Here is a 12,988-nt window from a genome sequence, read left to right as displayed (position 1 = left end):
CATTCAGGCTTTCTTCAGGTGATAGGATTTTGGCCGGGTGAGGTTGTGGAAGCCAAGCACGGAGAGCGAACCACCGCGCCCGGTTTCCTTGACCCCCGTCCAGACCAGCGCCGGATCGAGATAGTCACAGCGGTTCATGAAAACGGTGCCGGTTTCCAGTTCGGCGCCGAGGCGCGACGCACGCTCCTCGTCCTTCGTCCAGAGCGACACGGTCAGCCCGTACTTGCAGTCATTCATCAGGTCGAGCGCTTGCGCATCGCTCTTCACCTTCATGATGCCGACAGCCGGACCAAAGGTTTCCTCCCGCATGAACTCCATCGAGTGGTCCACATCGACCAGAATTTGCGGCATCAGGTAGGCGCCGCCATCGTCCTGCGGGAAGAGCTTCGGATCAACGAGCGCCTTTGCCCCCTTGGCAACGGCATCCGCCACCTGCTCGCGCACGGTTTTGGCGAAGCGTGCATGGGCCATGGGCCCAAGCGTCGTTTCCGTGTCGAGCGGATTGCCAAGCTTGTAGTTGGAGACCCAGGCGACGGACTTTTCGACAAAGGCGTCGTAGAGGCTTTCATGCACATAGATGCGCTCGATGCCGCAGCAGCACTGGCCGGAATTGTAGGTCGCGCCATCCATCAGCGTATCGACGGCGGCGTCGAGATCGGCATCGTCCATCACGTAGCCCGGATCCTTGCCGCCGAGTTCCAGGCCCATGCCGGTGAAGGTGCCGGCTGCCGCACGCTCGACGACACGACCGCCCGCCACAGATCCAGTGAAGTTGATGAAGTTGAAGGAGCCTGCCGCGATCAGTTTTTCCGAGGTCTGGTGATCGAGGAAGACGTTCTGGAACACATCCTCCGGCACGCCAGCCTCGACAAAGGCGCGCACCATGCGCTCGCCAACGAGAAGGGTCTGCGACGCATGCTTGATGATCACCGCGTTGCCGGCCATCAGCGCCGGCGCCACCGTGTTGATCGCTGTCATGTACGGGTAGTTCCACGGCGCGATGACGAAGACGACGCCATGCGGCTCGCGCTCGATCCGGCGGGTAAAGGCGGCACTCGTCTCGATCTCTATCGGTGCTAAGGCTTCGGCCGCGACATTGGCCACGTAGTTCGAGCGCTCGTTGAAACCCTTGAACTCGCCGCCATAGCGTACCGGACGGCCCATCATCCAGGCCAGTTCCGGCACCACCTCGTCCACCATCTCGTTGAGGCGGGCAACGCCCTTCATCACGAGTTGGATGCGCTCTTCCAGCGGGCGCTTCGCCCAGCTCTTCTGCGCTTTGCGGGCACGCTCGACAACGGCTGTCGCCTCGTCTGGCGTGAGCGCCGGCCGTTCGGCATAAACCGAGCCGTCTATCGGCGAGATACATTGGATCATCGACATTTTAGTCTCCAGTCAGATGCCTGCTAGCAGGCGAGTGTCTTCACATGTCCCGCGGCACCATAGGCAAGGAGTGCTCGGTCGCGCGTGATGATGGTCAAATCGTACGTCCGTGCGGTGGCGATCAGGATGCGGTCGATTGGATCTTTGTGGATTGGCTGCGGCAGAAAACAGGAGGTGATGAATATCGCGGAAGTGACCTGCTGTTCAGCAAATCCCCCGCCCCGAAGATAGTCCCGATACCAGTCTTCCGCCTCGCGCGTTTCCCGAATTCGTCCTTTCGACAGCAACATCGCCAGTTCCCATGCCGTCGCGGACGACACAAACACGGGAACATTATTGAGCCTGCTTTCAGCCAGCGCCTGCAACGATGGCGGCGCCAATTCCTCCTGCTGCGACATCCAGATCACAAAACACGTATCGAGCAGGAAGCCGCTATGCATTGTACAGCGTCTCACCCCAATCCTCGTCCCAGTCCATCGGAGCGGTCAGATCCACGCCGGGCATAACGGTTATGGTAGCGGCCATGTAACCATACGCAGGATGAAGTTCGATCAGCGTGCCATCGTCTTTTTCCATCATGCGCTTGCCGTCCCGGTAGATGATATCGTCCCGCCCGAACATTTTGCCCATCGGCCCACCGCCACGAATATCGCCGGGAGAGGCTTCGTAAGGTGTTTTGTCCTCCTCAAACCCTGAAACACCGCGCTCGCCGCGGCGGTGCATCGCCACGATATCCAGAGGCACGCCGAGAAAGGCGGAAATGCCGTCTTGCTCTTCGGCGCTCATCTTGCGCTCCCCCCTCAGCATCCGCGAAACGGAACTCGGATCGAGACCCAGAAAAGCTGCTAGGTCGCGGACTGATGCGTCCTTGTTTTCCAGTTGTCGGTAAAACCACGCGCTGTCGATCGCCATCACCTGTCTCCAGCCCAGCACCTATAAGGGTAGCGCGATATTGCTTTTTCAACAATCCGCACTGCGCTGATTGCGATTTTCTCACGCCCGCTCGAAACCGCGCGCCACCTCCCAATCCGTCACCTTGCGATCAAATTCCTCCTGCTCCCATTCGGCGGCGCGCACATAATGATCGATGACATCGTCGCCGAAGGCAGCGCGCAGCATGGCGGAGCCCTTCAGCATCCCGGTCGCATCCCGCAGCGTGCGCGGGATTTCCTTCACACCCTTGCCGCCATAGGCATCGCCCTCGAAGGCGGCTTCCAGTTCCATCTTGTCCTCGATCCCCTTAATGCCGGCGGCCAGCAGGGCTGCCATGGCGAGATAGGGATTGAGGTCGGAACCGCCGACGCGGCATTCGATGCGGATGCCCTTGGTCCCCTCGCCGCAAAGGCGGAAACCGGCGGTGCGATTGTCCTTGCTCCAGACCACCTTGGTCGGGGCAAAAGTGCCGGCGACGAAGCGCTTGTAGGAGTTGATGTAGGGTGCTAGGAAATAGGTGTAGTCGCCGGCATAGGCGAGAAGTCCCGCCACATAATGCTTCATCAGCGCCGACATGCCGTGCGGGGCCTCTCTGTCGTAGAAGAGCGGCGTCTTCCCGTCTGCGCTCCACAGCGACTGGTGGATATGCGAGGAGGACCCCGCCGCCGCATTGTGCCATTTGGCCAGGAAGGTGACGGACTTGCCCTTCGACCAGGCAATCTCCTTGACCGCGTTCTTGATGATCACATGCCGGTCGGCCATGGTGAGCGCCTCGGCATAGCGCACATTGATCTCCGCCTGGCCCGGAGACGCTTCGCCCTTGGAGTTTTCCACCGGGATGCTGGCGCCCTGCAGACCAGTGCGCACCGCCCGCATCACTTCCTCTTCCTTGGTGGTCTGGAAGATGTGGTAATCCTCGTTATAGGCGCTCGACAGCTTCAGGTTGCGGTAGCCACCCTCGCGCGCCGCTTCGAAAGTCTGGTCGAACAGGAAGAACTCGAGTTCGGTCGCCATGAAGGCCGAAAAGCCGAGAGCCTCCAGCCGCTTCACCTGTCCCTTCAGGATTGCGCGCGGCGAATGCGGCACTTCGGCATGGGTGTGGTGGTCGAGCACGTCGCAGAGAACGAGCGCCGTGCCATCGAGCCACGGCAGCTTTCGCAGCGTCGAAAGGTCCGGCTTCATCGTATAGTCGCCATAGCCCGTTTCCCAGCTGGTCGCCTTGTAGCCCGGCACGGTTTCCATCTCCATGTCGGTCGCCATCAGGTAGTTGCAGCTATGGGTCTCCTTCCAGGCACTGTCGACGAAATACTCCGCCTGGAAGCGCTTGCCCATGAGACGGCCCTGCATGTCGATCTGGGCGGCGATCACCGTGTCGATGCGGCCCGCCGCGACGTCGATCTTCAGGTCGTCGAAAGTGTAGATGGTGGTCATCGTGTCCGTCCCGGGTGGATGACTGGCAAGTGCCCGTCACCGCGTGTTGTTTTCGTTCGTCGTGTCGTTTCAAAAGGCACCCGACCGACGGATCGACCGGGTGCCGTCAGTGCATTCAGCCGTAGCGGTAGGGCTTGCCGGCCTTTTCCATATCGGCATTGTATTTCTTGAGGATCTCGACCACCTGCTTGTTGCGCGGAGACTGCGCGGCAATTTCCTCCCAGAATGTGTGGGCGGCATCTTCCACGGTCTTCCATTCCGCGTCCGGAATGCTGGTGAGCTCGAGCTTGCCGCCCTCGGCACGAAGGCGCGCTTCGCCGCCCCAGTACCAGTGCAGGCGCTTGTAGTGGGAACTGTCCATGCACATCTGCCAGAGCACCTTCAGATGCTCGGGCACTTCCTTCCAGCGGTCGGCATTGGCGAAGAAGGAGCCGGCCCAGCCACCGGAGACGTTGTTGGTGAGGAAATATTTCGTCACGTCCACCCAGCCGGAGGTGAAGACTTCCGTGATGCCCGACCAGGCAATCGCATCGATCTCGCCCGTCTGCATGGCAACCGGCACGTCCTCGAAGGGAATGGTGACCGGCACGACGCCGAACTGCGCAAGGAACTGGCCGGCCGTCGGGAAGGTGAAGACCCTGAGGCCCTTGAGGTCGGCAAGCGACTTGATCGGCTTGTTGGTAGCGAAATTGCAGGGGTCCCAGGCGCCGGCGGACAGCCACTTCACGCCGACTTCCGAATAGGCCTTGTCCCAGATCTCGGCGAGGCCGTACTCGTAGAAGAGTGTCGGCACGTCGAGGCTGTAGCGAGAGGCAAACGGGAAATAGCCACCGAACACCTTGATATCGACCGGCGAGTTCATGGAATCGTCGTCGGACTGCACGGCATCGATCGTGCCGGCCTGCATGGCGCGGAAGAGCTCGCCCGTCGGCACCAGCTGGTCGGCGGTATAAAGCTGGATTTCCATCTCACCATTCGCTGCCTTGTTGAAGGCATCGACGGAGGGGCGGATGACGAATTCGGACAAGGCAGCGCCGGCATAGGTCTGCAGGCGCCAGGTGATCTTCTTGCCCTGCGCGTTCACATAGGGCGCGGCCAGAGCCGCCGGTGCGGCAATGGCGGCCGTCTTCAGGAAATTACGTCTGCTGTTGGTCATTGATCATCCCTCTGTTTCCGTTGGTTTATGTGTGTCGCCCCCGCTGAGCCGGGGCGCATGACCTGTAGGAAAGGGCCTGTATGGCAGGCCTCGTTATGTCTGTTCGCCCTACCCCCGCACATAGACATGCTTCGGCAGCCACGTGGCGATCTCCGGAAAGGCCATGATGATGACCATGCCGAGAAGCAGAAGCAGCACGAAGGGGAAGACGGATCGGTAGATATCGATGAGCGTGATCTGAGGCGGCGCCATCGCCCGCATCAGGAAAAGATTGTAGCCGAAGGGCGGCGTCATGTAGGCGATCTGGCAGGTGATCGTGTAGAGCACGCCATACCAGATGAGATCGAAGCCCAGCTTTCCAACCAGCGGGATATAGAGCGGCGCGACGATGACGAGCATCGCCGTATCGTCCAGAAACGCGCCCATGATCAGGAAGGAGATCTGCATCAGGATCAGCACTTCCCACGGCGTCAGCCCGATATCGCTGATCAGCAGCTTCTCGATGGCCTTGACCGCACCAAGGCCATCGAAGACGGCGCCGAAGCAGAGGGCTGCGAGGATGATCCACATGAACATGCAGGAAATCCCGAGCGTCTGTTCGAGAACGCGGTTCCAGACCTCCTTCGTCAGGCGCCCCTTGAACCAGGCGGCAAACAGGGCGCTCAGCGCCCCCACTGCCGAGCTTTCCACCAGGCTGGTCACGCCCATCAGGAACAGGCCCATCATCAGGAAGAAGATGAGGAAGGGCAGGATGCCGGCGCGCAGAAGCTTCAGCTTCTCGCCGAGCGGCATGTCGCGTTCTTCTTTCGGGAGAGCAGGCCCGAGCGCCGGATTGATGCGGCAGCGGACGATGATGTAGATGCAGAAGAGCGCTGCCAGAAGCAGGCCGGGAAACACGCCGGCAAGCCAGAGCTGGCCAACGGGCTGGCGGGCGATCATGCCGTAGAGCACCAGAACGACGCTCGGCGGCACCAGAATGCCGAGCGAACTGCCGCCCTGGATGACGCCGGAGACCATGATCTTGTCGTAGCCGCGGCGAAGCAGTTCCGGCAGCGCGATGGAGGCACCGATCGCCATGCCGGCGACCGAGAGACCGTTCATGGCCGAGATCACCACCATCAGGCCGATCGTGCCGACCGCAAGTCCGCCCGGCATGCCGCCCATCCAGACATGGAAGGCCTTGTAGAGATCTTCCGCGATGCCGGATTCCGACAGCATGTAGCCCATGTAGATGAAGAGCGGCAGCGTCAAAAGCGGATACCATTTCATCAGCTTCATGCTGGCGGAAAAGCCGAGTTCGAAGCCGCCATTGCCCCAGAGGAGGGCCGCCGAGACGACACCGACGAAGCCGATCGTGGCAAACACCCGCTGCCCGGTCAGCATCGACAGCATCATCGACATGAACATGAAGAGGGCGATCATCTCATAGCTCATGCGATCGGCCTCCCACGCGCAATGGCGATGTCCTTGATCAGGATGGACGTCGCCTGGAGGAAGGTGAGCGCAATGCCGACAACCATGATGATCTTGATCGGCGCCATGTAAGGACGCCAGGAGGAGTAGCTCGTCTCGCCGAATTTCAGCGCGTACGCCGTGCTGGAGATCCCGCCATAGAGCAGGAAATACAGATAGACGAACAGCATGAAGATGGTGACGACATCGACCATGGCCTTGGTGCGCGGCGACCAGCGGCCATAGAGAAGATCCATCCGCACATGGCTGTCCAGTTGCAGGGAATAGGCGCCGCCCAGGAGGTAATAACCGGCCATGACGAACTGCGCCATTTCCAGCGTCCATTGCGAGGGCAGAAACATCGTCTTGGAAATCGATGAATACAAAAGAATGCCCATCATGACGAAGACGCCGTACATGACGATCCGGCCGACGCGCCGGTTGAAGGCATCGACAATCCGAACATATGTTTTCAGCGCTTCAGGCATCTCGCCTCCGCGCGCTGGTGACGACAGGCAACCGCGCAAGGCTCCGCTGTCGATCCTTCCCTCTTGTCTTCGCCGGCATCTGTTCCCTCTTTTGTGGTTATTGTGCCAGGTTTTGAAACGGTACCGGCAAAGGCCGGCGTGACGTTACTGTGTCAGAGCCTCCGTCAGAAGGCCCGAGAGAAAATCAGCCGCCACACCCTGCCCTGCCTCGTCGGCAATCAGGTCGTTGCGGATCTCGATCATCACGTTCAGCAGGCCGGCCGGCTCCGCATGCAACAGAAGCGTATGGGTGACCCCGTCCGCCGGACCGTAAGGCTCGTTGCGTTCGACCCGGTAGAGGCTTGTATCGGCCGCAGCGCCCAGCATCCTGTCGGCAAGCCGGCTGTCCTTGTCGTGCAGAATACCGATTTCCACCGCACGCGGCGTGCCGAAATAGACCGGCGTGAAGGAATGCACCGTCACCAGAACCGTCGCCTGCCCGCGCTGAGCCCGTGCGGCGATCTCGTCTGCAATGCGGTTCTGGAATGGAAAATAGATCGCCTTGGCGCGTGCTGCCTTTTCGGCGTCGCTAAGGTTCTCGTTGGCTGGAATCCGGTAGATCTCGCTTGTGTCACGAATGGCGCCAGGCGAGTCCGGTGGCCGGTTGCAGTCGTAGATGAGGCGGGAGAACCGCTGGTGGATGAGCGGCGCGTCCAGCCGGCGCGCCATCAGCTTCGAGACCGCCAGCGCGCCCGGATCCCAGGCGATATGCGAGGCAAGCGCCTCCTCGGACAGCCCCATGCTGCCGAAAGAGGCCGGCAGGAGGCGGCTTGCATGCTCGCAGACCAGCAGGACATCACCGCGACCCTGCGGGTTGTCGATGGCATAGGGATAACCATCCGCTTCGCTCAGCAGGCGCGTCTCAGCCAGCATGGAACATCCTGTCTCCGTGGATCATGCAGAAGAGAATTCTTCATCATCACGACCTCGTCAACCGTTTTTCTGAAAGATTCTTTTCAGAAGGCGGATTGACTCCTGACGCCTGAAAATTGTTAATTCGATCAAAATGACCGGCAAAGACCGGAAGGGGAACAAGGCTGAACGTGACGTCACCTTCACACACGGTGCTCGACGTCATCCGTCTGCATTACGACGGACTGACACCGGCTGAACGCAAGCTGGCCGACAGCCTGCTGGAGCACTACCCCGTGTCCGGCCTCGGCAGCATCACGACGGTTGCCGACAATGCCGGCGTCTCGACGCCGACGGTTGCGCGCATGGTGCAGAAGCTTGGCTACAAGGGTTACCCCGAGTTCCAGCACCACCTGCACCAGGATCTCGAGGCGACGATTTCCAACCCGATCGCCAAGCACGACCGCTGGGCCGCCGGGGTCCCGACCGCCCATATCCTGAACCGGTTTGCCGACGCCGTGACGAGCAATCTGCGCGACACGTTGTCGAGCATAGACGTTGCGACCTTCGATGAGGCGGCAAAGCTTCTGCAGGATGAGAAGCGCGGCATCTATTTCGTCGGCGGACGCATCACCGGGGCGCTTGCGGAGTATTTCTTCACCCATATGCAGGTCATTCGGTCGAAGACGAGTTTGATCTCGACGAACCGCAGTTCCTGGCCGCAATATCTGCTGAACATGGGCGAAGGCGACGTGCTCGTGATTTTCGACATCCGTCGCTATGAGCAGGAACTGGCGACGCTGGCAGAGGCGGCGGCCGCAAGCGGTGTCGTCATCATCCTGTTCACCGATGTCTGGGCCTCACCCGTTGCCCGCCATGCGCGGCACGTGTTCAAGGTCCGCATTGAGGCACCCTCCGCATGGGATTCCTCCGTCGTGACGCTGTTCACGGTGGAAGCACTGATCGAGGCTGTCCAGAGCGCCACCTGGGAGAGGACCCGGGAGCGCATGAGCGCCCTCGAAAGACTGTTCGAACGAAGCCGGCTGTTTCGCAGGACGGAGACGGGAAAGGAAGGATAGGTCAACAGAAACAAGGCGACAGCCGCTGCAGGCAGGCATTGCCCGCCCGTCAGGCTTCAAGACTTCTTCATGTCACATGCCATTCATCAAACGGCTCTACGAGTGCCGCCACACGAATTCAACTCAGGAGGATTATCGTGATGTCCAAGTTCCACCGACTGCTTTCCATGACGACCGCAATGGTCGTTGCGACGGCAAGCCTCGCCTATGCCGAGCCGAGCGCCGAACTGATCGCTGCCGCCAAGAAGGAAGGCATGCTGACGACGATCGCGCTGCCCCACGACTGGTGCGGCTACGGCGACGTGATCGCCGCCTTCAAGAAGAAGTACCCGGAAATCCAAGTCAACGAACTGAACCCGGATGCCGGCTCGGCTGACGAAGTCGAGGCCGTGAAGGCCAACAAGGACAACAAGGGCCCGCAGGCTCCCGACGTGGTCGACGTTGGTCTCGCGTTCGGCCCGCAGATGAAGAAGGAAGGTCTCCTTCAGCCGTACAAGGTCTCGACCTGGGCTGAAATCCCGGACAACATCAAGGATGCCGAAGGCTACTGGTACGGCGATTATTACGGCGTCATGTCCTTCCTGGTGAACAAGGACCTGGTGAAGACCTCGCCGAAGGACTGGTCCGACCTGCTGAAGCCGGAGTATGCCGGTCAGGTTGCTCTCGCGGGTGATCCGCGCGCCTCCAACCAGGCCATCCTCGGTGTTCTCGCAGCCGGCATGGCCGGCGGCGCAAAGGCTGGCAAGGATGCCGGCGAAGCGGGCCTCAAGTATTTCGCCGATCTGAACAAGGCCGGCAACTTCGTGCCCGTCATCGGCAAGTCCGGCACGCTCGCCCAGGGCGCCACCCCGATCGTCGTCATGTGGGACTACAACGCGCTTGCCGCCAAGGACACGCTCGCCGGCAACCCGCCGGTTGAAGTCGTCGTTCCGGCCTCCGGCGTTCTCGCCGGCGTCTACGTCCAGGGCATCTCCGCCTATGCACCGCACCCGAACGCTGCCAAGCTCTGGATGGAGCACCTCTATTCCGACGAAGGTCAGAACCTGTGGCTGAAGGGCTACTGCCACCCGGCCCGCTTCAACGCCATGGTCAAGGCCGGCAAGGTTCCGCAGGACCTGATCGACAAGCTGCCGCCGGCAGCCGCCTATGAAAAGGCCTACTTCCCGACGCTGGAAGAAGTCGATGCCAACAAGGCTGCCGTCACCGGCGGTTGGGACAAGGTCGTCGGCGCCAACGTCAAGTAAGGCGCGCATTCGCGTGTGCCGCCCCGTCTCCAGGGACCGGGGCGGCATTGCTTTTGCATGACAACCGCGGCAAACGCGGTCACGATAAGCAAGAGGGGCAAAACGAGATGTCAACCGACACGGCCAAGGGAGCACCGGGCGCTATGCCTGCGCCACCGCTCCGGCGCCTACCGCTGCACTGGCTGGGCATCGTCCCCTTCGCCGCCTTCGTGCTCCTGTTCCTGATCCTGCCGACGATGAAGATCGTCATCGGCGCCTTCCAGACGCCGGACGGCAGCCTGACGCTGGCCAATGTCGCGGGCCTGTTCACCTCCTCGATCCTGGCCGCCTACTGGATCTCCATCAAGATCAGCTTCGCCTCGGCAATCCTCGGCTGCCTGATCGGTTTTGCCATGGCCGCCGCCGTCGTGCTGGGCGGCCTGCCGCGCACGATCCGCGGTCCGCTGCTCACCTTTTCCGGCGTCGCCTCCAACTTCGCCGGCGTGCCGCTTGCCTTCGCCTTCCTGGCGACGCTCGGCCCGGTCGGTCTCGTCACCGTTTTCCTGCGCAGCGAACTCGGCATCGATCTGCGCCTGCTCGGCTTCAACATCCTGTCTTTCTGGGGCCTGACGATCACCTATCTCTTCTTCCAGATCCCGCTGATGATCCTGATCATCACGCCGGCGCTGGACGGCCTGAAGCGGGAATGGCGGGAGGCCGCCTCCATTCTCGGCGCAACCAATGCGCAATACTGGCGGCTCGTCGCCTTCCCGATCCTGCTTCCCTCGCTGCTCGGCACGCTGGCGCTTTTGTTTGCCAATGCCTTCGGCGCGGTGGCGACCGCGATCGCGCTCACCGGTTCGTCGCTCAACATCGTGCCGATCCTGCTGTTTGCGCAGATCCGCGGCGACGTGCTGGGTGATCCGCATCTGGGCTATGCGCTGGCCTTTGGCATGATCGTCGTCACCGGCATCGCCAATGCCATCTACATCTGGCTTCGCGCCCGCAGCGAAAGGTGGCTCAAATGAAGCGTCTCTGGGCCTGGGCCGCGCTGATCATCGGCCTTCTCTATTTCATCCTGCCGCTCGTCGGCATGACGAACTTCTCGCTGAAAATGCGGCGCGGCGAATATTCCTTCGATGCCTATGCCAAGGTGTTTGCCGACAGCCGTTTCCACGAGACCTTCAGCTATTCGGTCTGGATGGCGGTTCTGACGATCCTCTTCGGCGTCTTCCTGGTGGTGCCGACGGCCTATTGGGTGCGCCTGAAGCTGCCCTTCCTGCGCCCCTATATCGAATTCGTCACGCTGCTGCCGCTCGTCATCCCGGCGATCGTCATCGTCTTCGGCTATATCCGGCTCTACAACACCTCGAGCTGGCTGCCGCTCACCGGCTCCTATATCGGCACCGATATCCTGCTGGTCTTCGGCTATGCGACGCTCAGCCTTCCCTACATGTACCGTGCCGTCGATACCGGGCTTCGCACCATCGACGTGACGACGCTGACCGAAGCCGCCCAGAGCCTTGGCGCCGGCTGGGTGACGATCATCGGCCGCATCATCCTGCCGAACGTCACGGTGGCGGTCATGTCCGGCGCCTTCGTCACCTTCGCGATCGTGATGGGCGAATTCACCATGGCCGCGCTTTTGAACAAGCCGGCCTTCGGCCCCTACATGCAATTGCTCGGCGCCAACCGCGCCTATGAACCGGCGGCGCTCGCCGTGATCGCCTTCGTGATTACCTGGGCCTGCCTTGGCCTGATGCAGCTGGTGTCCAAGCTGCAGAAAACCCCGCAGCGCCCGGTCTGAGGAATGATTTGAGATGAGCTTTCTGACACTTTCCCATTTGCAGAAGTCGTTTGGCACGGTGAAGGTCGTGCATGATTTCAATATGGCCATCGACAAGGGCGAGTTCATCTCGTTTCTCGGCCCCTCCGGCTGCGGCAAGACGACGGTTCTCCGCATGATCGCCGGTTTCGAGCTGCCGTCAGGCGGCTCGATCGTGATTGATGGCAAGGACCAGACCCGGCTGAAGCCCAACCAGCGGAATATCGGCATGGTCTTTCAGGCCTATGCGCTGTTTCCGAACATGAACGTGTTCGACAATGTCGCCTTCGGCCTCAAGGTCGCTGGAAAGCCGAAGGCCGAGATCGAGGCGCGGGTGAAGGAGATGCTGAAGCTCATCCATCTCGATCATCTCGCCGACCGCTACCCCTATCAGATGTCCGGCGGCCAGCAGCAGCGCGTGGCGCTCGCCCGGGCGCTTGCCCCTGCCCCGCAGGTGCTGCTGCTCGACGAGCCGCTCTCGGCGCTCGACGCCAAGATCCGCGTGTCGCTCCGCGAAGAAATCCGCCAGATCCAGCGCCAGCTCGGCATCACCACTGTCTTCGTCACCCACGACCAGGAAGAGGCGCTGTCGATCTCCGACCGTATCGTGGTGATGAACGCCGGCAAGGCAGACCAGATCGGCACGCCGGGCGAGATCTACAACCGTCCCACCACCCGTTTCGTCGCCAATTTCGTCGGCACGCTGAACGTCATTCAGGCAACGCTCGTGAATGGTGGCACCGGCACGGTGAAGATCGGCGAAGAAATGCTCACCCTGCCGCAGCCGGTGAGCGGCAAGGCGGACGGCAGTCTGATCTCGATCGCCTTCCGTCCCGAAGCCGCCATGCTCGCAGGCCCTTCCACCGGACCGGCGGTTCTTGGCGGGCAGGTGCTGTCATCCAACTTCCTCGGCTCGGTTCTGCGCACCAAGGTGGATCTCGGCGGCAACATCATCTCCTTCGACATGTTCAACCAGCCCTCCGCCATCTTGCCGAAGGCGGGCGAGACCGTATCTCTCGCACTGCAGCAGGACGGGCTGATGGTGCTGGGCGACTGATCCCCGTCATCCCGACAGGCGCCCTTATTGTCTTTCCAGGCGGGGGCAAATCGGGCTACGGATGGCCCGG

13 protein-coding genes are annotated in these 12,988 nt (G+C 61.4%); 5 read left to right on the top strand and 8 right to left on the bottom strand.

All coding sequences use genetic code 11. From position 1 onward, the window contains the following. Positions 1–3: 3 nt before the first annotated feature. The 8 genes from G6N78_RS11985 to G6N78_RS11950 all read right to left on the bottom strand — a co-directional run bounded on the left by G6N78_RS11985 (position 4) and on the right by G6N78_RS11950 (position 7,755). The gene (locus G6N78_RS11985; RefSeq protein ID WP_165218653.1) at positions 4–1,383 is read right to left on the bottom strand and encodes an aldehyde dehydrogenase family protein; all 1,380 of its coding nucleotides are present in this window, start codon (positions 1,381–1,383) and stop codon (positions 4–6) included. Between the two features lie 23 nt (positions 1,384–1,406). Then, a complete protein-coding gene (locus tag G6N78_RS11980) occupies positions 1,407–1,823 on the bottom strand; it encodes a type II toxin-antitoxin system VapC family toxin (RefSeq protein WP_165218651.1) in 417 nt (138 codons plus the stop codon). Further along, on the bottom strand, positions 1,816–2,295 hold the full coding sequence (locus tag G6N78_RS11975; RefSeq protein WP_165218649.1) for a helix-turn-helix domain-containing protein: 480 nt from the start codon (positions 2,293–2,295) through the stop codon (positions 1,816–1,818). The genes G6N78_RS11980 and G6N78_RS11975 overlap by 8 nt, the downstream gene beginning before the upstream one ends. Positions 2,296–2,376: 81 nt before the next feature. Continuing rightward, the gene (locus G6N78_RS11970) at positions 2,377–3,747 is read right to left on the bottom strand and encodes a glutamine synthetase family protein (RefSeq protein ID WP_165218647.1); all 1,371 of its coding nucleotides are present in this window, start codon (positions 3,745–3,747) and stop codon (positions 2,377–2,379) included. Between the two features lie 115 nt (positions 3,748–3,862). Continuing rightward, on the bottom strand, positions 3,863–4,903 hold the full coding sequence (locus tag G6N78_RS11965; protein WP_165218645.1) for a TRAP transporter substrate-binding protein: 1,041 nt from the start codon (positions 4,901–4,903) through the stop codon (positions 3,863–3,865). Positions 4,904–5,011: 108 nt separating this feature from the next. Next, positions 5,012–6,337, bottom strand: coding sequence for a TRAP transporter large permease (locus G6N78_RS11960; protein WP_165218643.1), 1,326 nt, complete (start codon positions 6,335–6,337; stop codon positions 5,012–5,014). Beyond that, on the bottom strand, positions 6,334–6,843 hold the full coding sequence (locus G6N78_RS11955; RefSeq protein ID WP_165218641.1) for a TRAP transporter small permease subunit: 510 nt from the start codon (positions 6,841–6,843) through the stop codon (positions 6,334–6,336). The genes G6N78_RS11960 and G6N78_RS11955 overlap by 4 nt, the downstream gene beginning before the upstream one ends. A gap of 144 nt (positions 6,844–6,987) precedes the next feature. Further along, complete coding sequence (locus tag G6N78_RS11950; RefSeq protein ID WP_165218639.1) at positions 6,988–7,755, bottom strand: N-formylglutamate amidohydrolase; 768 nt, start codon at positions 7,753–7,755, stop codon at positions 6,988–6,990. 170 nt (positions 7,756–7,925) lie between these two features. Between G6N78_RS11950 and G6N78_RS11945 the strand changes: the two genes are divergently transcribed. From G6N78_RS11945 to G6N78_RS11925, 5 genes are all read left to right on the top strand, one after another. Next, the gene (locus tag G6N78_RS11945) at positions 7,926–8,813 is read left to right on the top strand and encodes a MurR/RpiR family transcriptional regulator (protein WP_165218637.1); all 888 of its coding nucleotides are present in this window, start codon (positions 7,926–7,928) and stop codon (positions 8,811–8,813) included. A 140-nt stretch (positions 8,814–8,953) separates the two neighbouring features. Further along, entirely contained in the window at positions 8,954–10,057 is a 1,104-nt protein-coding gene (locus G6N78_RS11940) for an ABC transporter substrate-binding protein (protein WP_370691412.1), read from the top strand. Between the two features lie 143 nt (positions 10,058–10,200). After that, entirely contained in the window at positions 10,201–11,064 is an 864-nt protein-coding gene (locus G6N78_RS11935; RefSeq protein ID WP_165221676.1) for an ABC transporter permease, read from the top strand. Continuing rightward, the gene (locus tag G6N78_RS11930; protein WP_165218633.1) at positions 11,061–11,843 is read left to right on the top strand and encodes an ABC transporter permease; all 783 of its coding nucleotides are present in this window, start codon (positions 11,061–11,063) and stop codon (positions 11,841–11,843) included. Before G6N78_RS11935 ends, G6N78_RS11930 begins: the two co-directional genes overlap by 4 nt. 13 nt (positions 11,844–11,856) lie before the next feature. Beyond that, positions 11,857–12,918: an ABC transporter ATP-binding protein gene (locus tag G6N78_RS11925; protein WP_165218631.1), complete on the top strand. Its 1,062-nt coding sequence runs from the start codon at positions 11,857–11,859 to the stop codon at positions 12,916–12,918. The last annotated feature ends 70 nt before the right edge of the window (positions 12,919–12,988 follow it).

The organism is Allorhizobium pseudoryzae (assembly GCF_011046245.1).
GTDB lineage: Bacteria > Pseudomonadota > Alphaproteobacteria > Rhizobiales > Rhizobiaceae > Neorhizobium > Neorhizobium pseudoryzae.
This window is presented reverse-complemented; position numbering and strand designations above follow the sequence as displayed.